Here is a 20319-nt window from a genome sequence, read left to right on the forward strand (position 1 = left end):
AGGAAACGAAACATGGCTCTGAACCTGACCCATATTCACCATGTCGCTCTTATTTGTCGGGACTATCGCGCGTCGAAACATTTCTACACGCAGATTCTGGGCCTACCGATCATTTCCGAAAACTACCGCGCGAAACGTCAATCCTGGAAACTGGATCTAAAGCTACCCGATAGTGGCCAGTTGGAACTGTTTTCATTTCCCGATCCCCCGGCGCGCGGATCGCATCCAGAACATTGCGGCCTGCGGCATCTAGCCTTTGGGGTCGCGGATTTGGATCATGCGATCCAACACCTGACAGATGCGAATATCGACGTTGAACCAATCCGTATCGATGAATTTACCGGTGCGCGTTTTACTTTTTTCCCCGATCCCGACAGGCTGCCGATTGAGCTTTATGAAACGCAAGACGGTTCAAATTGACGCTAAAGTTTGGGAAGCGCAGATTTGTGCAATCCTCAGAAACGCTTTGTATATGGTGGTTTTCGACACCGGTTGCTGAGACTTAACAGCCCATTTAACTGACCGCATCCAAGCTCTCACATAAAACGTTACAGATTTTTTGCCATCCTAAAGATTTGTAACTTTTAGGTTGCTCGAATCCCCGGTCAAACATATACCGACCACGCGGTCGATTAATTTTTGGGAGGATGCGCAGATGGATGCTTTGATTTGCGATGGGGTTCGCACGCCCATTGGTCGGTATGGTGGCGCACTTTCAACGATGCGGACGGACGATCTGGCGGCGCTGCCAATTACAGCCCTGATGGAACGCAACCGGGACGTTGATTGGTCCGCAGTTGACGACGTTATTTATGGCTCGGCCAACCAGGCAGGCGAAGACAATCGCAACGTCGCGCGCATGGCCGCCTTGTTGGCGGGGCTGCCTGTGGATGTGCCGGGCACGACCGTGAACCGTCTTTGTGCCAGTGGGATGGACGCCATCGGTTTCGCCGCACGCGGGATCAAGGCGGGCGATTACGATTTGACCATCGCTGGTGGTGTCGAAAGCATGAGCCGCGCGCCTTTTGTGATGCCAAAGGCCAACGCTGCCTTTACCCGATCAAACACTGTCTATGACACAACAATCGGATGGCGGTTTGTGAACCCAAAAATGAAAGCCACCTATGGCGTTGATTCCATGCCGCAAACAGCAGACAACGTCGCCGCTGATTTTGATGTTAGCCGCGCGGATCAGGATGCCTTTGCCGCGCGATCACAGGCGCGTTGGGCGGCCGCACATGACGCGGGCATTTTCAACGACGAAATCGTCCCGGTCGCTGTGCCGCAGCGCAAAGGGGACCCTGTTATCGTCGACACAGATGAACATCCCCGCCCCAGTAGCGATGCCTCAGCCCTGAGCAAACTCAAAGGCGTGAATGGCCCGAACCTGACGGTCACGGCAGGCAATGCCAGCGGTGTAAACGACGGTGCTGCTGCGCTGTTGATCGCCTCTGAAGGGGCCGCAATGGCAAACGGGCTGACACCGATGGCCCGCATCGTTTGCATGTCGTCGGTGGGTGTCGAGCCACGCATCATGGGCATTGGCCCTGCCCCCGCAAGCGAGAAAGCCCTCAAACGCGCGGGGCTGACGATTGACCAGATGGATGTGATTGAACTGAACGAAGCTTTTGCTGCGCAGGGACTTGCGACGTTGCGCCAACTTGGTGTGGCTGATGATGACCCACGGGTGAACCCGCATGGCGGCGCGATTGCATTGGGTCATCCACTTGGAATGTCGGGGGCGCGGCTGGTTTTAACCGCGGCACACCACCTGAAACGCAGCGGTGGGCGCTATGCGCTATGCACCATGTGCGTCGGTGTCGGACAGGGCACAGCCATGATCATTGAACGCGTCTAAACCAGGAGGATAGAACATGTATGCACAAATGGTAAAATCCGAAGCTGCCGATGACAGCGAAATGGCGCAGGCTTTTCAGGCGCGCATTGATGCAGGCGAAAAGATCGAGCCCAAGGATTGGATGCCGGCGGGGTATCGCAAAACGCTGATCCGACAGATCGGCCAACACGCGCATTCCGAAATCGTGGGCCAGCTGCCCGAAGGAAACTGGATCACCCGCGCCCCGACGCTTGAACGCAAGGCGATCCTGCTGGCCAAGGTGCAGGATGAAGCAGGGCACGGTTTATATCTTTATTGTGCGGCTGAAACGCTGGGCGTGTCGCGCGACGAACTGACAGAAATGTTGCTGGATGGTCGGATGAAATACTCCTCCATCTTTAATTATCCGACACTGACATGGGCCGATATGGGCGCTGTTGGCTGGTTGGTTGATGGGGCGGCAATCATGAACCAAGTGCCGTTGCAGCGCACGTCCTTTGGCCCGTATTCGCGTGCGATGATCCGCGTGTGCAAAGAGGAATCGTTTCACCAGCGCCAAGGCTACGACATCATGATGAAAATGGCGCAGGGGACGCCACAACAAAAGGCGATGGCGCAAAACGCGTTGAACCGGTTCTGGTATCCATCGCTGATGATGTTTGGACCGAGCGATGCAGATTCCGTGCATTCCGCGCAGTCGATGGCGTGGAAAATCAAGATGAATACCAATGACGAGCTGCGCCAGAAATTTGTCGATCAGACGGTACCACAGGCCGAATACCTTGGCCTGAGCGTTCCCGATGAGACCCTGACATGGAACGAGGACAAGGGCGGTTATGACTTTGCCGAGCCCGATTGGGCCGAATTTTTTGAAGTGATCAAAGGCAACGGCCCCTGCAACACCGAACGCCTCGCCGCCCGGAACAAGGCATGGGACGATGGCAAATGGGTGCGTGATGGTCTTTTGGCACACGCCCAGAAACGCAAGGCACGAAAGGTAGCAGCGCAATGACCTCTCTTAGTTCCGCAAATTCCGAACAATCCGAAACACAAACCAAGCCCAAGCGCCACGAATGGCCGCTATGGGAAGTGTTCATCCGCGGCCAGCACGGCATGAGCCACCGCCATGTCGGCAGTCTTCATGCGCCTGACGAAGAAATGGCGATCAAGAATGCCCGCGATGTCTATACCCGCCGCAACGAAGGCGTCAGCATCTGGGTCGTTGAGGCGCGTCACATCGCGGCGTCTTCTCCTTCGGAAAAGGGACCGTTATATGAGCCATCCGAAAGCAAGGTTTATCGACATCCGACGTTTTTCGACATTCCCAAAGATGTAGGGGCGATGTGATGGCCGATGTAACATCAGAACACCTGTTCGAGTTTCTGTGCCGCATGGGCGATAACACCCTGGTGTTGGGGCATCGCGTCAGTGAATGGTGCGGTCACGCCCCCGTGTTAGAAGAAGACATCGCGCTGGCCAACACCGCGCTTGATTTGATCGGCCAAACGCAGATGTGGCTTGGTCTGGCGGGCGACGTCGAGGGCAAGGATCGCACAGCGGATGATATCGCGATGCTGCGTGACGTCTGGGATTTCCGCAATGTGCTGCTGGTTGAACAGCCCAACGGCGATTTCGGTCAAACCATGATGCGGCAATTCCTGTTTGATGCTTGGCATCTGGCCATGTTGACCGCTTTGCTGCAATCCACCAACACACAGATCGCGGCGATTGCGGCAAAGGCCGTCAAAGAAGTGCAGTACCATATCGAACGCTCTGGCGAGACGGTTGTCGGTTTGGGCGACGGCACCCCTGAGAGCCATAAGCGGATGCAAGACGCTCTAAATCTGTTGTGGCCCTATATCGGTGAAATGTTCGTCAGTGACGCCGTAGACAAAGCAATGACCGCTGCGGGTATCGCCCCGGATTTGGCTGATCTGCGTGCCCAATATGATGCGTATGTCAAACCGGTCCTGACCGAAGCCACGTTGGTAATCCCCGAAGGTGGTTTTGCCCATAAAGGCGGTAAAACTGGTTTTCAGCACACCGAACATCTGGGCCATCTCTTGACGCAAATGCAGTGGCTTCAGCGCGCCTATCCCGGAGCAACCTGGTAGGATGAAACCCACCGTGGCACAGATTTGGGGCTGGCTTGACGCCGTGCCCGACCCAGAGATCCCCGTGATCTCGGTCGTGGATTTGGGCATCGTGCGGGGCGTATCATGGAATGAGGACACGCTTGAGGTGGCCGTAACGCCGACCTATTCGGGCTGCCCTGCGACCCGTGTTATTGCGATGGATATCGAAACGGCGCTGTGGGATCGCGGCATTAAAGAAGTGCGGATTAAAACCCAAATCAGCCCGCCTTGGACCACTGATTGGCTGTCTGACAAAGGCCGTGCCAAGCTGATGGATTATGGTATCGCCCCGCCCCGCGCGGCAGGTGGACCAGAATGTTGCCCACGCTGCAAATCCTCAAACGTCACGCGCATCAGCCAATTCGGATCGACCCCATGCAAAGCCCAGTGGCGCTGTGGCGAATGTCTGGAACCCTTCGACTATTTCAAATGTATCTAAGGAGAACATGTGATGGCCCGCTTTCATCAACTGTCTGTCACTGACGTCACGAAAACCATCCGCGACGCGGTCATCGTGACACTAAAGCCAGTGAACGGAGGCGATTTCGATTTCACCCAAGGCCAATACCTGACCTTCCGTCAGGACTTTGATGGCACCGAGGTTCGGCGCTCTTATTCGATCTGCGCGGGCAAGGATGACGGGGCTTTGCAGGTCGGAATCAAAAAGGTCGATGGCGGCGCATTTTCCACATGGGCAAACGAAAACCTTGCCCCCGGTATGACGCTTGAGGCGATGGAGCCGATGGGGAATTTCCACACGCCGATCACACCTGATGTTGCAAAAACCTATCTGGGCTTTGCTGGCGGATCAGGTATCACGCCGGTTCTGTCAATCATGAAAACTGTACTGGCGCGCGAACCCCAGAGCACCTTTTCACTGGTCTATGCCAATCGCGGCGTGAACACGATCATGTTCCGCGAAGAGCTGGAAGACCTCAAAAACCTGTATATGGGGCGCCTGACAATTATCCATGTGCTGGAAAGTGATGCGCAGGATATCGACCTGTTCACCGGCCGCGTGGATACAGACAAATGTAAGGCGCTGTTCGATCACTGGATCGACATCCAAAGCGTCGACACCTCGTTCATCTGCGGGCCAGAACCGATGATGCTTGGCATTGCGGCGGCCCTGCGCGACCACGGTTTGACCGACGATCAGATCAAGTTTGAGTTGTTCGCCAGTGCCCAACCCGGACGCCTGATCCGCAAGACCAACACAGATGCCATCGACGTTGTCGCCAAATCGACCGAGGCGACAATCTCGATGGATGGATCGGCGCGCAGCTTCACCATGGACAAGGATCAGTCAATCCTCGAAGCCGCCCTCGAAAATGCGCTGGACGCGCCTTATGCCTGCAAGGCTGGCGTCTGTTCCACCTGCAAATGCAAAGTTCTGGAAGGTGAGGTGGAGATGCTCGCGAACCATGCGCTTGAGGATTACGAAGTTGCGCAGGGCTATGTTTTGTCCTGTCAGGCCTATCCTGTCACAGACAAAGTTGTCGTGGATTACGATCACTAAAGAATGCGGCCTGGCACAGGTATGCAAATCGGCTAAATGCAACCCAATGAAGGACCCTGAATGGCGCGGCCTTAAAGGCCGTGCACGCCTGTCAGGGTTAGCTTTGTGACCAGCTTGGCGTATTCATCCCTTGCTTCGTGACCTGCATTGCTGTTCCACATGTAAAACCAGTTCAACATGCCAAAGATCGACATCACCGTTGCACGTAATTTCCGTGGGTCATCTGCAAAAACCTCTGGCGCAATTCTGCCGACAATGTCGCTCATGTGAACAACCATTTCGCGCTGATAAGACTTCAGAATTGTTTGCTGATCTTCGGGCAGTAACGGGATGCCTTCGGTTTGAATCTTATGTTCGTGATCCATGCCTTCGTAGGATTGCAATGTTTCCACGATGACCCGCCCCAATTGTTCGGGTGGGTTTAGCCCGTCCAGGTCCAAACTGGTGATGCGGGTGCGCAGGGCCGACAGATAGGTATCCAGAATATCAAACAGCAGCGCGTCTTTGCTGCTGTAATAGTGATAAATATTCGCTTTCGATATCCCGCATTCCTTTGCGACCTGCGACATCGATGCCCGCGCATAACCTTGGTCGGCAAACAAACGGGCAGCGACGTGCAAGATGTGAATGCGCTTGGCGTCGTGATCTTTGGCAATAGGGCGAGACACAGTTATTCCTTGTTGCGATTGTCCACGACGCGCACGGCTTTGCCCTGACTGCGCGCAACAGACCCAGGTTCTCCTACGATAACTTCCGTCGAGATTCCAACCATATCCTTAATATGCTTGGTCAACATGCGCGCCGCAGCTGTCTTGGACAACTCATCCGCAGTATTGGGATTGGCCTCAACAAACACGCGCATCGCATCCATGCGACCGGATTTATAAAGTTCGATCTGGAAATAGGGTGCAAGCCCCCCTGTCGCCATAACCTGTTCTTCGATCTGTGTCGGAAACACGTTAACGCCCCGCAAGATTATCATGTCATCAGAGCGGCCAGTGATCTTTTCCATCCGCCGCATCGTGCGGGCCGTGCCGGGCAATAGGCGTGTCAGATCGCGGGTACGATAGCGGATCATTGGCATGCCTTCTTTGGTCAAGGTGGTAAAGACCAGCTCCCCTTCTTCGCCATCCTCGACCACTTCTCCGGTCGCCGGATTGATGATCTCAGGGTAATAGTGGTCTTCCCAAACGTGCAGCCCGTCTTTGGTTTCGATGCATTCATTGGCCACACCGGGGCCCATAATTTCGCTCAGCCCATAGATATCAACCGCATGCATATCAAAGGCGTCTTCGACCTCTTTGCGCATGGCGTTTGTCCACGGTTCGGCGCCAAACACACCAACCCTAAGCGAAGATTCGCGCGGATCGATACCCGCCTTGTGGAACCCCTCAAGAATATTGAGCATATAAGACGGTGTCACCATGATGCCCTTTGGCTCAAAATCGGTGATCAGACCGACCTGCTTTTCTGTCTGGCCGCCGCCCATCGGGACAACCGCAGCGCCCAGCCGTTCAATGCCGTAATGCGCGCCCAGCCCGCCCGTGAACAAACCGTAGCCATACGCATTGTGGATCGTATCCCCTGCACGCAAACCCGAGGCACGCAAACTGCGCGCCAGCGTGTCTGCCCAAACGTCGATGTCATTTTTGGTATAAACGACGACGGTGGGCTTGCCTGTGGTGCCGGATGACGCGTGAATGCGCACCAATTTGTCACGTGGCACAGCCGACAGACCAAACGGGTAATTGTCACGCAGGTCATTTTTGTAGGTAAAGGGAAACTTGGCCAGGTCTTTGAGATCCTTCAGATCATCGGGATGCACCCCTGCCTCGTCAAAACGTTGTCGATACATGGGCACGTTGTCATAGGCATGACGCAACGACCATTTCATGCGCTCCAACTGCAACGTTGAAATTTCGTCACGGCTCGCAATTTCGATCGGTTCCAAATCGGCTTTTGCCGGGGCCAGATCTTTCATAGGTCATCCTCCATCCCACAGGTCATTCTGTAAATAATTGGCCATTGATTGCGCGTGAAAGGCCCCGCATTTCTGCGATTGTTTTGCCATTTTGATCGGTGACACACACGTCATAAATGCCGCTTCTTCCGGTCAGAGATACCTCACGCGCAGTGGCGGTCAGTACGTCGCCCACCTGTGCAGGCGCGGTGTAGGTCATCGTGTTATTCTGCGCGACAGTCGACTGATTGCGACTGTTACACGCGAAGGCAAAGCAACTATCTGCAAGTGAAAACGTGATGCCGCCATGGCACATTCCATGCCCGTTGCAATGATGTTTTTGAACTTTCAACGTCATGACAGCCATGCCTTCATCAACCGAAACCAGCGTCATACCCAACCATTTTGAAGCACCATCTTCTGTCCACATCGCCTCTGCTGCACGAACGGCACGTTCTTTTGGGGTCATCATCAGGATCCTTTAAACACAGGCGCGCGTTTTCCAAGAAAGGCCGACACGCCTTCGGCATAATCCGCACTTTCGCCGCAGGTCTTCATGTAATCGGCCTCCATCTCCAGATGATCGCTCAGGGTGTCGGTCGCCGACGCCTGAATGGCCGCTTTGCTGAGGCCCAGACCAAGCGTCGGACCATTGGCAAAGCCCGCGGTCATGGCCCGCGCTTCGGCCATCAAATCCTGATCCGGCAGGGCTTTCCAAATCATGCCCCATTCCTCAGCTTGTTGGGCGGACAGGGGGTGCGCGGTGAACGCCAGCCCTTTTGCCCTTGCCTCTCCGATCAAACGGGGCAAATGCCAGCTGCCACCCGTGTCAGGGATCAGCCCCACTTTGGCAAATGACTGGATGAATTTTGCGCTGTGGGCCGCCAATACTATGTCGCAGGCCAGCGCCAGATTGGCACCTGCCCCGGCCGCGACACCATTCACTGCACAAACCACCGGAAATTCAAGCGCGCGGATCAATCGAACCAGCGGTGCATAGTAGTTTCGCACCGTTGCCCCCAAATCCGGCGGCGAGGTCATTTTGGACGGATCGCGATCCCCCAGATCCTGCCCCGCACAAAACCCCCGGCCTGCCCCCGTAACAAGCACAGCGCGCATGCCATTATCGCGTGCCTCTTCCAGCGCGGCGCGCAAAGCGAGGTGCATCTCGTCATTGAAACTGTTTAGTCTCTCTGGCCTGTTCAGAGTTATTTCTGTCCAGTTTTCATGTGGTTGAACAAGAATCGGGTTGGTCATTTCGTGGTCACTTTCTGGTCGTCACAATTTGATACTTGCATAAACCGACCGGTTGGTCAATTAATGATACCGCAACGATTCTGGCGGAGGACCATCGTGAGCATTGTCGATGTACGTATCGAAAACGGACTGGCTTGGGTGACGGTGAACAACCCCCCGGTGAACGCCACGTCGACCGCTATGCGCCAAGGTTTGCTAGACGCCGTGGCCAAAGTTCAAGGGGCTGAGCGCGCCATTTTGCAATGTCTTGGGCGCACGTTTATCGCCGGCGGCGACATGAGCGAATTTGACGCCCCTGCACAGGAACCGCACCTGCCCGACGTCGTTGACGCCATCCAAGCAAGCGAAACACCCTTTGTTGCTGCAATGCACGGCACTGTCTTAGGGGGCGGTCTGGAAATCGCCATGGCCTGCGCCCATCGTGTCGCGGCCCCCGGCACAAAATTCGGCCTGCCCGAAGTGAATGTCGGCCTGATACCCGGCGCAGGTGGAAGCCAACGCGCACCGCGTCTGTTCGGCTGGGATGCGGCAATCGACATGGCCTGCTCTGGCAAGCTGCTAACAGCAGAAACATCGCTGAAACTGGGCGCGATTGACGCGATCGATACCGACATCGCGGCCTGCGCGCAAAACATCACGCTCTCTTCACCGACCGCTATTTCTGAGCGTTCTGTCACCGCGCTCGACAGTGAATGGATAGCTGAAAAACGCATCACATTAAGGCACCGCGCCCGCGGCCAAGAAGCCCCGTTGCACAACCTTGATGCGCTGCTCTGGGCCTGTGAACCTTATGCAAAAGGCCAGCCAAAAGAACGCGCTTTGCACCTGTCATTGCGCGCCTCAAACGAAAGCCGCGCCTTGCGCCACGCGTTTTTTGCCGAACGGGCCGTGTCGCAACCCGCTGACATTGCGGATGCCACATCAAAGAACATCACACACATTGCCGTTGTCGGTGGTGGCTTGATGGGGGCCGGAATTGCGGCTGCTTGCCTAGGGGCCGGTTTGCACGTCACCCTCATTGAACGCAACATTGACGCAGCAACAGCGGCGCAAGACCGCGTTCAGGGGATCATCGCAGGCGCTCTAAAACGTGGCAAGGTTGATCAGGCCAAGCACGACGCGCAACTCGCCGCCTTTACCACTGGGGTCGGATATGACAACGCCAAAGACGCCGATCTGGCTATAGAAGCCGTGTTCGAAGAGGTCACGGTCAAGAAAGAGGCGTTTCAAAACCTAGCCAGTGTCATGCGCAAGGACGCGATCCTTGCAACGAATACCTCGTATCTTGATCCGCGCGATATTTTTGAGGGTATTGAAAATCCCGCCCGTCTTGTTGGGCTGCACTTTTTTTCGCCTGCGCACATCATGAAGCTGCTTGAGGTGGTCAAACTTCCTGACACTTCAAAAGACACGCTGGCAACGGCGTTTTCATTGGCCAAACGGCTGCGCAAAGTTGCCGTGTTGTCAGGCATTTGTGACGGATTTATCGGCAATCGGATTCTGGCCGCCTATCGACGTGCAGCGGAATATATGTTGGCGGATGGGGCTCTGCCCAAACAGATCGATGACGAAATGCGCGCCTTTGGTATGGCGATGGGCCCGTTTGAGGCCCAAGACATGAGCGGATTGCAGATCGCGCAGGCCAATCGCCGTCGTCAGGACGCCACCCGCGCCAAATCCGAGCGTTATGTCGCCATTTCCGATCAACTTTGTGACTTGGGCCGCATCGGTCAGCGGGTCAGTAAAGGCTGGTATGTTTACCCAGATGGCGACCGCAAACCCCAGACAGACCCGGTGGTGACGGACCTGATCACCGCCTATTCCCGCGACAACGCGATCGCGCGCGACGGCTTTGCCCCCGATCAGATCCAGATCCAATTGCTGGCCGCCATGGCCAATGAAGGCGCACGGATCGTCGAAGAAGGCATCAGCGAAAACGATGCTGCGGTCGATATGGTCAAATTGCATGGCTACGGGTTTCCGCGCTGGCGGGGTGGCCCGATGTTTGCGGCGAAAACCGCCGGGGATGACAAAATCCGCGCCGCCCTGGACGCCCTAGAAGCCAAAAGCCCCGGATCATGGATCAGGGCTGAACGCTATCAATAATTCCCACGACCAACAAATTCTAAGAGGAGGAAAACATGAACAAATATCTTTTGGGAACACTGACGGCCACGTCGTTAATCGCAGGTGCGGCGGCCTATGCCGAAGCCGAATATACGCTGGTGATTTCAAGCTGGGTTCCCCCGACCCATAACATCAACGCGCAAATGATGCCGCAGATGATCGAAATGATCGAAGAGGCAACCGATGGCCGCGTTACCGCAGAAGTCCGCATGGGGCTTGCACCGCCGCCAGCACAGATGGACCTCGTTTTGGACGGGGCTGTCGATATTGCTTACATCTTTCACGGCTATCAGCCCGGCCGATTTGTCAGCTACAAACTGGCTGAATTGCCCGGTGTTGAAACCACCGCTGAGGCGGCGTCGGTCGCCTATTGGAACCTGTTCGAAACCTATCTGGCCGATCTGAATGAGCATCGCGGCGTAAAGGTCATCGGTCTGCACACCCACGGCCCCGGTCAGGTGCACACCAACACACCTGTGAACACTCTGGCTGATTTGGCCGGGTTGAAATTGCGTATGCCCGGTGGCGTGGCCAGCGAAGTCGGCACCGCATTGGGAACCACCGGCATTCAGGTGCCAGCGCCCAAAGTTTACGAAACTCTGGCATCGAACACTGCCGATGGCGTGATGATGACAATCGACAGCCGCCAAGGTTTCCGACTGACCGAAGTTGCGCCCAATTACTATGAAATCCCGGGTGGATTTTTCCGCGGATCCTTTGCCTATATCATGAACGAAGACACCTTTGGGGACCTGCCCGAAGACCTGCAAACGGCGCTCATGGACGACGTGTTTGGCGAACCGATCAGCCGTATGTCCGGCGCGGTTTGGGACCAAGGTGATGCGTTCAGCATCCAACTGACGGAAGAAACCGAAGGCAACACGATCACGCTCGCATCGGACGAAGACATCGCGACCTTTGCATCGATTGTTGAGACCGTCACAGCCAGCGTTCTGGAAGAAGTCGCCGCACAAGGCGTTGATGCGCAAGCGGCACTGGCCTTTTTCCGCGCAGAGCTGGGTGTCGAATAAAACACCCCTATGACCAATCGGTCGGGCATGAAACATGCCCGGCCATTTTGACCTAGGAAACATCCGATGCCGACGTTGAGAAAAGTCTACCAAATCCTTGTTATCATACCCATTTGGCTTGCCTGTGCGGCATTGTTCATTCTGATGCTGATGACCTTTGGCGACGTGATCCTGCGGTCCAGTTTTAACGCCCCGATAGAAGCTGCAACCGAATTGACGCGGATATTGGTGGCGGTGATGGTCTTTGCTGTTATGCCGCATATCTCGGTCACGAACGGCCATATCGCCGTCGATTTGACCGATGGTTTCTTTGCGCGACTAAAACTGACGCGTCTGCGCAATGGGGTCATCCTGATCCTGTCCGGGGCAATGTTAACATGGCCTGTGGCGCAGGTCTGGAAACTGGCCGAACGCACAAGAGATTATGGCGACGTCACAGAATATCTCGGGCTGCCGCAATATCTGACGATGTGGTTCATCGCAGCAGGCATCACATTGGCGGCGATTGCGATGCTGATTGCGGGGCTTTTGACCCTAATCGCGCCCAATCTATTGAAGGAACTAAAGGTATGACCGCTGCTCTGATCGGCTTTGGTGTCGTTCTTGTTCTGGTACTTTTGCGGATGCCGATTGTGTTCGCGATGGGAATTGTCGGAACGCTGGGATACGCATATGAACGCGGCGGCAGCCTGTTTGATGCCCGGGGGCTGCGCGCATCGCTGTCGATGGTCGGGCGGCAGGTGACCGATACGGCGCAGGATTACGGCTTGTCTGTGATCCCGCTGTTCATCCTGATGGGTTTGTTCGTAAACAAAGGCGGCATGGCGCGCGAACTTTATGCGGTGTCCCATGCCTTTCTCGGCCATATGCGCGGGGGCCTTGCTATGGCGACTGTGATGGCCTGTGGCGGCTTTTCTGCGATTTGTGGATCGTCACTGGCAACGGCGGCAACCATGTCCAAGGTGGCCATGCCCGAAATGCGCCGCTTTCATTATTCTGACCGATTGGCAACAGCGTCAATCGCAGCTGGGGGCACGTTGGGCATTCTCATTCCGCCTTCGGTGATCCTCGTGATCTATGGCATCCTGACTGAAACCTCGATCGGCAAATTGTTCATGGCGGGGATCATTCCCGGCCTGATGGGGATCCTGTTTTATCTGGGCGCGGTGCGCTACACGGTCTGGCGCCGACCAGAATCCGGACCAGCGGGCACACGCACCGCCTGGCGTGAACGCCTGACCGCGTTGAAATCCGTCTGGGCCGTGCTGTTGTTGTTCTTTTTGGTGATCGGCGGCTTGTACGGGATCTTTGACGTTGCCCCGCTGAACCTGACTTTTTCACCGACTGAGGCGGCTGGCATGGGGGCGATGGGGGCCTTCATTATCGCGCTGGCTCGTGGCGGGCTTAGCTTTAAAGGGTTGATCGAGGTTCTGACTGAAACCGCGATCACCTCGGCGGGATTGTTCGCCGTGCTGATCGGGGCCCAGATTTTTTCTAACTTTGTCAACGTGGCGGGAATGCCAGAAGCGTTGATCGGGCTTGTCACAGCTTATGACGTGTCTGCGATGATGGTCATGGTGATGATCCTGTTGGTTTATGTCGTTCTTGGCTGCGTGTTTGAAAGCATGTCCATGCTGCTGTTGACGGTTCCGATCTTCTTTCCGTTGGTTACATCCCTTGGATTTGATCCGATCTGGTTCGGTATCGTCGTGGTTGTTGTCGTTGAAATATCGCTGATTACACCGCCCGTGGGCCTGAACGTCTTTATCCTAAAGGGCGTCGTCGGGGACGTCTCAACCGGCACGATTTTCAAAGGGGTCACGCCGTTTTGGATCGCCGACATACTGCGTCTGGCCCTGATCGTGCTTCTCCCGGTCATCGTTTTGTTTTTACCAAATCAAATGGGTGGCTTGGGCCATTAATCGCCCTCCCCCACGAAAGGAAGTCTCATGAGTCTTTTGGAAGTGAAAAGTTTCGCGGCCGGAGAATGGATCGCGCCGGACGCCAATGCCCGCGCCATTGAAAATGCGGTGACCGGCCAACAGCTGGGCCGGGCGGGCAACGATGCGCTGGATGTGCAGGGAATGCTAGATTACGCGCGCCAGACCGGGGGCCCTGCCCTGCGAGCGCTGACATTCCACGACCGCGCCCGCATGCTAAAGGCGCTGTCGATTGAATTGGGGAAACACAAACAGGCGCTTTACGATTTGTCCTTTGCCACGGGTGCGACACAGTCAGATCATATGATTGATATCGACGGTGGCATCGGCACGATGTTTGTTTTTGCTTCCAAAGGCCGTCGTGAAATGCCGGACGCCCATGTCTATCTTGATGGTGATGTCGAACAGCTCTCGCGCAATGGCACGTTCCTTGGTCAACATATCGCGACGTCTTTGCAGGGGGTTGCAGTGCATATCAACGCCTTCAATTTCCCTGTTTGGGGCATGTTGGAAAAGCTGGCGCCAACCCTGCTGGCCGGCGTTCCTGCCATCGTGAAACCCGCAACGGCAACCTGCTATGTTACCGAATTGGCTGTGAAAATCATGCTCGACAGCGGCATCCTGCCCGCAGGTGCGTTACAGCTGGTATCCGGTGGTTTGGGCGATATGCTGGACCGGCTGACCTGTCAGGATGTCGTCAGCTTTACCGGCTCAGCCCAGACCGCGTTTAAGTTGCGTTCAGCGCCGCATATCATGCGCAATTCCATCCGCTTTATCGCTGAACAAGATAGCCTGAATGCGTCCATCCTTGGCCCCGATGCTGTGGCTGGCACCCCGGAATTTGACCTGTTCGTAAAAGAAGTCCAACGCGAAATGACGACCAAGGCGGGCCAGAAATGTACTGCCATCCGCCGCATTATCGCCCCTCAGGCGCAGGTCGATGCCGTCATTGCAGCGCTGAGTGCCCGTTTGGCAAAAACCATCATCGGGGACCCCCAATCTGAGGGCACCCGCATGGGCGCATTGGTGTCCAACAGCCAAAAACGCGATGTGTTGGAAAAGGCCGCGATCATCGGATCAGAGGCCGAATGTGTGTATGGCAACGCCGACAATTTCGACGTGCAAGGCGCGGACGCAAACAAAGGTGCCTTTTTGCCGCCGATGCTGTTTCACTGCGCCGCCCCAGACACCGCCGAACGGATCCACGACACCGAAGCCTTTGGCCCCGTATCGACCATCATGGGGTACCGCGATCTGGACCACGCCATCGCATTGGCCAATCGCGGCGAGGGGTCTCTGGTGGCGTCCGTTATCACCCATGATGCGCATGTCGCCCGCGAGGTGGCCTTGGGCGCAGGCACGTTCCATGGGCGGCTTTACTTTAACAACCGCGACAGCATGAAAGAATCCACCGGCCACGGCTCGCCTTTGCCCCATATGGTGCATGGCGGTCCGGGTCGCGCTGGTGGCGGCGAAGAAATGGGCGGCGTGCGCGGTGTCATGCATTATATGCAGCGCACGGCCATTCAAGGCAGCCCCGACATCCTATCAGCCATCGGTCAAAAATGGGTGCCCGGAGCGACAGAAATTCCTGCGCCCGCCCACCCCTTTACCCGTTCGTTCAACGCGCTGGAAATCGGCGAAACCATTCACACAGAGCCGCGAAAAATCACCCTGAAAGACATCGAACATTTTGCCGAATTCACTGGTGATACGTTTTATGCCCACATGGATGACGCCGCGGCCAAACGGAACCCGTTTTTCCCCGGCCGCGTGGCGCATGGCTATTTGCTTCTTAGTTTTGCAGCAGGTCTGTTTGTGGAACCAACAGAAGGCCCCGTTTTGGCCAATACAGGTCTGGACAGTTTGCGCTTTATGAAGCCGGTTGAGGCAGGCGACAGCATCAAGGTGCGTCTGTCAGTCAAACACAAAACCCCCCGCAACGACGAATATGGCGAGGTACGTTGGCATGCCACGCTGACAAATCAGAATGATGAACTGGTCGCAGAATATGAGCTGTTAACCATGAACGCCTTTTCATCCTGAGGCTTGGAAAACCTGCATTTGCGGACTAAGAATCGCCTATGCAGGTCGCTTCCTTCCAACATCTCACCGAACACGTGACGTTTGGCACAACGCCGCGCGTTTGGTCGCTTTTGGTGACAGTGTTCGGCGAATTGGCACAAGATGTCGATGCGCAGATCAGCGGAGCTCTGTTGCGCAATCTATGCAAACATATTGGCATCAAACCCGAAGCAATGCGCGTCGCGTTGCATCGGTTACGCAAAGATGGCTGGATCGACAGCACACGCACGGGGCGGACCAGCGATTATTTCCTGACCCAATGGGGACGAGCACAAAGTATCGCCGCCTCACCGCGCATTTATGCCAAAGACGCAGCCGTCAAAGAAGCGTGGCTGGTCATTTTCAACCCCGGCTTCACGCTCGGACACCCAGCCCCAACTGACCACTCCTCTGGGGTGTGGGTTTCGTCCAACATGCTTGTGACATGCATCCCCCCAAACACGGATGATGTCATTGCCAAGAAACTCAATTTGGCAAGCCGTTTGCCAGAATGGATCACCAGCAGGGTCTGCGATCCGGCAATTGTGAAACTGTCCGAGGATTTTCTCAGCGCTCTGGACGCCGTGCAGGCCCTGCTCGGCGCGACGCCGAATTTGACCCCGATGCAAACCGCCGCCCTGCGCATTCTGTTGGTGCATAGCTGGCGGCGGATCGTCCTTAAAACGCCTGTGCTTCCTGATCATGTCTTTCCTGTCGGCTGGTGCGGCATGGAGTGTCGCGCCAGAACGTTCAGCCTGCTTGGCCAGCTCCCGAAACAGACCCCTTTTGCCCTGGCGAAAGATGCGGCATCGCAACCGCCTTGCTAATCAAACCCTACCAACTGTCTAGCGTCCCCTCGAATGGACACTCAGACGATGTCAATTTGGGCCACCACGCCCATGTAAGTGTCAATCCACCCCTAGGCCGCCAAATCCCATGCTTGTACGTCCTAAGGGGTCGAAACGCCGCTCACAGCGCATCTGCCCCCTGAACGTCGCCCTGCCGTGCTGAGCGCGGTGGCAAACGCAGGTGATCGATCAAACATGCGCCAAGGTTCACATGGTCAGAGGCAACGGACCTGCCCCAAAAGCGCAGACGTATTTGATCATGTAGAAAAGAGAATTTGGTGGAGCCTAGGGGAGTCGAACCCCTGACCTCTTGCATGCCATGCAAGCGCTCTCCCAACTGAGCTAAGGCCCCTACCGGTGCAGCATTCAACCTGCTGCGTGGTGCTGATTAGACAGCGACGAGGGTGATTTCAAGCGAAAAAACACCCCCGGTAACTTTTTTAATTGTCGTCGTCATCCGATGCGACATCCGCCAGATCATTTAGCGAAACTGTATCATCGTCATCGTCATCATCGTCCAGCACATCATCGCCCAGATCGACGTCATCATCGTCATCATCCAATGTCAGATCTTCGGATTCATCCAGATCTTTCATCTTTTTGGTTTGCGCATCTTCTGCGTCGGCAACCATGGTGCGGGTTTTGGACGCTTCAGTCGCGACTACCTCACCCGAATAGGGGCTGATGATCGGATTGGCGTTCAGGTCGTAAAAGCGTTTGCCTGTGGTGGGGCAGATACGCTTGGTTCCCCATTCTTCCTTGGGCATGTGTCGTCCTTTATCACTTTGGCCAATGGCATTTCTGGCTGCACTTGCAGCCGGTCGACGTCCACTGCCATATGCAGACGGGCGTGTCAAAACTTTTGGCCGTTTTAACTGCGAAAGGCACCATATGGGACGATACGTTCTGAAAGGCAAGCCAGAGGTCGAAGTTACTCTGCGCAGATCGTCGCGTGCGCGGCGTTTGTCGCTGCGCGTGTCCCGTTTGGATGGGCGGGTGACGCTGACCATGCCGATGCGCGCCGCCGAACGTGACGCCCATGCCTTTATCGAAGATCGCGCCGAATGGCTGCGCCAACATGTCAGCGATATTGGCGGTGAAATCCCGGTTCAGATTGGGGGGACCATCCCATATCAAGGGCAGGATTTGCCCATTATTGCCCAGACAGGTCGCAAAACACAGTTGATCGACAACACGTTATATGTGCCCCAAGACCCTGAAAAAACAGGTATTCGCGTGCGGGCTTTCCTGAAAGTTGAGGCGCGCAATCACCTGGCGGCTGCGTCTGACCGCTATGCCGCGCAGCTCGGGCGGTCATATGGGAAAATAACGTTGCGCGACACACGATCCCGCTGGGGGTCCTGCACGTCAGCAGGGGATTTGATGTATTCGTGGCGGCTGATTATGGCGCCGCCAGAGGTGCTGAATTACGTGGCTGCACACGAAGTCGCCCATTTGGTGGAAATGAACCATTCAGCGGATTTTTGGGCGATCGTCGCGGATCTGTTTCCTGATCACCGCCGATGTCGCGATTGGTTGAACTCTTCTGGAAATGATCTGCACCGGATTCGATTCGGCGATTGACGCAATCGCAATTTGTGATCACAAATGCCCCATGCTGTTACATTCCCGATCCCCAGAACCCACCGGCGCAGCCCATGAACAGGTTTATCGCACCCTGCGCAGCCGCATCATGCATGGCGAAGTGATGCCCGGCGAAGCCATGACCCTGCGTGGCATCGGCAAAGATTTTGGCGTGTCGATGACCCCCGCACGCGAAGCGGTCCGCCGGTTGGTGGCCGAGGGCGCATTGTCTCTGTCGTCATCCGGGCGGGTGTCCACCCCCGTGCTCAGCGATGACCGCATAGAAGAGCTCGCTTCGATCCGGGCGCTGCTGGAACCGGAATTGTCCAGCCGTGCCCTGCCTCGGGCGCATAATGCGCTGATCGAACGGCTGGAAACCATCGACCAGAGCGTCGCCCAAATGGTCGCGCGCAAAGATGCCTCTGGTTATATCCGCACCAATCTGGAATTTCACCGAACGCTGTATTTGCGCGCACAGGCCCCGGCGATGCTGGCGCTGGCTGAAACGGTTTGGCTCCAACTTGGGCCTACGATGCGCGCGCTTTATGGGCGCCTCAAACGGACAGAGCCCCCCTATCATCACAAACTGATCATTGCCGCACTCAAGGCAGGGGACGAACCCGGATTGCGATTGGCGATGCGGGCGGATACCACGCAAGGGCTACGGATGCTGAAAGGATAAGCCATGACCGATCTGGTCAGACTCGAAGAACAGATTGCGCATTTGACCCAAGTGACCGAGGATCTGTCCGAGGTTGTGGCGCGGCAGGACAAAGAACTGGCCCTGTTGACCCGGCGGATGATGCTGTTGATGGAACGCGCAGCGGAACAGGATCAGGACCAAGGCGGGACAATTCCATTGGCGGATCAGCGTCCGCCACATTGGTAGACCCCGAATACGCCCAGATTATCCTTTGGGTCCGATGGCAACCACGGCACCGTCATGGATCAAAATTTCAATCCAATCATCGCCCGCGCCAAAGCTGTCATAGACCGTCAGAAATGTGGTCAGACTGCCCAGTCGTTCTAGCCTTGAACCACATGGCTCCCCATGGGGCACGCGGCAAAACTGGGCCTTGATGGCCTCATAGGCGCTGTCGGTCGCGGAATAGGCCAGCCCGTCATTATGCGCCGCATACCGCACCACTTCGTGGGTGCCCACATCCCCGGTCAGGACCAAAGCACCCGTGAATTGGCGCGCACAATTGTCAGGGAATCCAGTGACATAGAACGTGCGTTGTGCTGTGGAATTCGGGATCGTATCATACAAATCCTGACCATTGATTTGATCAACCTTGGTCCCCAATTGCCGACGCGAAATATCACAGACACGGGCAATTTCCCCATAAGGCAGTAACGTGCCAACCTCAACAATTCGAGCATCGGGGCCGGTGGCCACGGGCGCGGCATTGCGACGCCCAAATAGCCCGAACCGGGGACGCTGCGCGGCGCGTTCGGGTTCGGCATTTGGCACAATTTCTGGCGCAACTTCAGGCGTGTTCTCTGGCTCAACCTCTGGGGCGGCCTCTGGGGCCTGCGCATTCGCTGGATCGATGTTGCCCTCTGCCGCCTCAGGCGCGGCCATCGCGGCCGGGACAACCTCTGAATTGGGCCGTTCGTTTGCAGTGCGGCGACCAAACAATGCGCCCAATCCGCGACGTGGCGCGGGCTGGGGTTCGCTCTGGGCAACCACATCGGCAATCACCGCATCCACATCCGACATCTGGTGATCTGGTGCGGCATTGGGGTCTGTTTGGACCGTGGCATCAGGTTGGGTTGCCGGTTCCGACGCAGCTGCGTCCCCGCGCCCCAATAAACGCCCTAAAAAACCTTCTCCGGTTTCCGGTTCTTCGGTTTGCGCCGCCACCAACACAGAATCCGTCTGTTGCACACCTTCAAGGTCGCTCAGCCGTGTGACGTTCCGCAACGGATCACCACAGGCGGTCAGCAACAGCGTCGCGGACATGACAATAGACAAACGGATCACTTGGGCAGCCTCTCAAACTTAACGAATGAC

At 56.1% G+C, this 20319-nt stretch carries 22 protein-coding genes and 1 tRNA gene; 16 read left to right on the forward strand and 7 right to left on the reverse strand.

What is annotated here, in order from left to right:
• Nucleotides 1–12: 12 nt before the first annotated feature.
• The 7 genes from AB1F12_RS14380 to AB1F12_RS14410 all read left to right on the forward strand — a co-directional run bounded on the left by AB1F12_RS14380 (nt 13) and on the right by AB1F12_RS14410 (nt 5491).
• Nucleotides 13–420 carry a VOC family protein gene (locus AB1F12_RS14380; protein WP_368185055.1) on the forward strand — a complete coding sequence of 136 codons (408 nt, stop codon included), beginning with the start codon at nt 13–15 and terminating at the stop codon, nt 418–420.
• A 235-nt stretch (nt 421–655) separates the two neighbouring features.
• Entirely contained in the window at nt 656–1858 is a 1203-nt protein-coding gene (gene pcaF / locus AB1F12_RS14385) for a 3-oxoadipyl-CoA thiolase (protein WP_368185056.1), read from the forward strand.
• A 16-nt stretch (nt 1859–1874) separates the two neighbouring features.
• Nucleotides 1875–2849 (forward strand): 1,2-phenylacetyl-CoA epoxidase subunit PaaA, encoded by a 975-nt coding sequence (gene paaA, locus AB1F12_RS14390; protein WP_368185057.1) that lies wholly within the window; start codon nt 1875–1877, stop codon nt 2847–2849.
• A gap of 101 nt (nt 2850–2950) precedes the next feature.
• On the forward strand, nt 2951–3184 hold the full coding sequence (gene paaB, locus AB1F12_RS14395) for a 1,2-phenylacetyl-CoA epoxidase subunit PaaB (protein WP_368188382.1): 234 nt from the start codon (nt 2951–2953) through the stop codon (nt 3182–3184).
• Entirely contained in the window at nt 3184–3951 is a 768-nt protein-coding gene (gene paaC, locus AB1F12_RS14400) for a 1,2-phenylacetyl-CoA epoxidase subunit PaaC (RefSeq protein WP_368185058.1), read from the forward strand. The genes paaB and paaC overlap by 1 nt, the downstream gene beginning before the upstream one ends.
• Nucleotide 3952: 1 nt before the next feature.
• Nucleotides 3953–4411, forward strand: a complete 459-nt coding sequence (paaD, locus tag AB1F12_RS14405; RefSeq protein ID WP_368185059.1) for a 1,2-phenylacetyl-CoA epoxidase subunit PaaD — start codon at nt 3953–3955, stop codon at nt 4409–4411.
• 12 nt (nt 4412–4423) lie between these two features.
• Nucleotides 4424–5491 carry a 2Fe-2S iron-sulfur cluster-binding protein gene (locus tag AB1F12_RS14410; protein WP_368185060.1) on the forward strand — a complete coding sequence of 356 codons (1068 nt, stop codon included), beginning with the start codon at nt 4424–4426 and terminating at the stop codon, nt 5489–5491.
• A gap of 71 nt (nt 5492–5562) precedes the next feature.
• On the opposite strand, the gene AB1F12_RS14415 is transcribed toward AB1F12_RS14410, so the two are convergent.
• Genes AB1F12_RS14415 through paaG form a run of 4 tightly spaced genes read right to left on the reverse strand, consistent with a single transcriptional unit; the run spans nt 5563 to nt 8708 of the window.
• Complete coding sequence (locus AB1F12_RS14415; protein WP_368185061.1) at nt 5563–6159, reverse strand: TetR/AcrR family transcriptional regulator; 597 nt, start codon at nt 6157–6159, stop codon at nt 5563–5565.
• Nucleotides 6160–6161: 2 nt separating this feature from the next.
• Entirely contained in the window at nt 6162–7472 is a 1311-nt protein-coding gene (gene paaK / locus AB1F12_RS14420) for a phenylacetate--CoA ligase PaaK (protein ID WP_368185062.1), read from the reverse strand.
• A gap of 22 nt (nt 7473–7494) precedes the next feature.
• Nucleotides 7495–7920: a hydroxyphenylacetyl-CoA thioesterase PaaI gene (gene paaI, locus AB1F12_RS14425; RefSeq protein WP_368188383.1), complete on the reverse strand. Its 426-nt coding sequence runs from the start codon at nt 7918–7920 to the stop codon at nt 7495–7497.
• A 2-nt stretch (nt 7921–7922) separates the two neighbouring features.
• On the reverse strand, nt 7923–8708 hold the full coding sequence (gene paaG, locus AB1F12_RS14430) for a 2-(1,2-epoxy-1,2-dihydrophenyl)acetyl-CoA isomerase PaaG (RefSeq protein WP_368185063.1): 786 nt from the start codon (nt 8706–8708) through the stop codon (nt 7923–7925).
• A gap of 96 nt (nt 8709–8804) precedes the next feature.
• Here paaG and AB1F12_RS14435 point away from each other — a divergent pair, with 96 nt between their 5' ends.
• The 6 genes from AB1F12_RS14435 to AB1F12_RS14460 all read left to right on the forward strand — a co-directional run bounded on the left by AB1F12_RS14435 (nt 8805) and on the right by AB1F12_RS14460 (nt 16697).
• A complete protein-coding gene (locus tag AB1F12_RS14435) occupies nt 8805–10814 on the forward strand; it encodes an FAD-dependent oxidoreductase (protein ID WP_368185064.1) in 2010 nt (669 codons plus the stop codon).
• Between the two features lie 35 nt (nt 10815–10849).
• Nucleotides 10850–11866 (forward strand): TRAP transporter substrate-binding protein, encoded by a 1017-nt coding sequence (locus AB1F12_RS14440; RefSeq protein WP_368185065.1) that lies wholly within the window; start codon nt 10850–10852, stop codon nt 11864–11866.
• A 66-nt stretch (nt 11867–11932) separates the two neighbouring features.
• Nucleotides 11933–12439, forward strand: coding sequence for a TRAP transporter small permease (locus AB1F12_RS14445; RefSeq protein ID WP_368185066.1), 507 nt, complete (start codon nt 11933–11935; stop codon nt 12437–12439).
• Nucleotides 12436–13788 (forward strand): TRAP transporter large permease, encoded by a 1353-nt coding sequence (locus AB1F12_RS14450; RefSeq protein WP_368185067.1) that lies wholly within the window; start codon nt 12436–12438, stop codon nt 13786–13788. The genes AB1F12_RS14445 and AB1F12_RS14450 overlap by 4 nt, the downstream gene beginning before the upstream one ends.
• A 27-nt stretch (nt 13789–13815) precedes the next feature.
• Nucleotides 13816–15852: a phenylacetic acid degradation bifunctional protein PaaZ gene (gene paaZ, locus AB1F12_RS14455; protein ID WP_368185068.1), complete on the forward strand. Its 2037-nt coding sequence runs from the start codon at nt 13816–13818 to the stop codon at nt 15850–15852.
• 38 nt (nt 15853–15890) lie between these two features.
• Entirely contained in the window at nt 15891–16697 is an 807-nt protein-coding gene (locus tag AB1F12_RS14460) for a PaaX family transcriptional regulator C-terminal domain-containing protein (protein WP_368185069.1), read from the forward strand.
• A 297-nt stretch (nt 16698–16994) separates the two neighbouring features.
• On the opposite strand, the gene AB1F12_RS14465 is transcribed toward AB1F12_RS14460, so the two are convergent.
• Nucleotides 16995–17070: transfer RNA gene (locus tag AB1F12_RS14465), tRNA-Ala, on the reverse strand.
• Nucleotides 17071–17158: 88 nt separating this feature from the next.
• A complete protein-coding gene (locus AB1F12_RS14470; protein ID WP_368185070.1) occupies nt 17159–17485 on the reverse strand; it encodes a TIGR02300 family protein in 327 nt (108 codons plus the stop codon).
• A 124-nt stretch (nt 17486–17609) separates the two neighbouring features.
• Between AB1F12_RS14470 and AB1F12_RS14475 the strand changes: the two genes are divergently transcribed.
• The 3 genes from AB1F12_RS14475 to AB1F12_RS14485 are packed head-to-tail and all read left to right on the forward strand — an operon-like array spanning nt 17610 to nt 19191.
• Nucleotides 17610–18302, forward strand: a complete 693-nt coding sequence (locus AB1F12_RS14475; RefSeq protein ID WP_368185071.1) for a M48 family metallopeptidase — start codon at nt 17610–17612, stop codon at nt 18300–18302.
• A gap of 31 nt (nt 18303–18333) precedes the next feature.
• Nucleotides 18334–18984 (forward strand): GntR family transcriptional regulator, encoded by a 651-nt coding sequence (locus tag AB1F12_RS14480; RefSeq protein ID WP_368185072.1) that lies wholly within the window; start codon nt 18334–18336, stop codon nt 18982–18984.
• A 3-nt stretch (nt 18985–18987) separates the two neighbouring features.
• The gene (locus AB1F12_RS14485; RefSeq protein ID WP_368185073.1) at nt 18988–19191 is read left to right on the forward strand and encodes a SlyX family protein; all 204 of its coding nucleotides are present in this window, start codon (nt 18988–18990) and stop codon (nt 19189–19191) included.
• An 18-nt stretch (nt 19192–19209) separates the two neighbouring features.
• On the opposite strand, the gene AB1F12_RS14490 is transcribed toward AB1F12_RS14485, so the two are convergent.
• Complete coding sequence (locus AB1F12_RS14490) at nt 19210–20289, reverse strand: hypothetical protein (RefSeq protein ID WP_368185074.1); 1080 nt, start codon at nt 20287–20289, stop codon at nt 19210–19212.
• Between the last annotated feature and the right edge of the window lie 30 nt (nt 20290–20319).

Source organism: Aestuariibius sp. HNIBRBA575, from assembly GCF_040932005.1.
GTDB lineage: Bacteria > Pseudomonadota > Alphaproteobacteria > Rhodobacterales > Rhodobacteraceae > CANLNM01.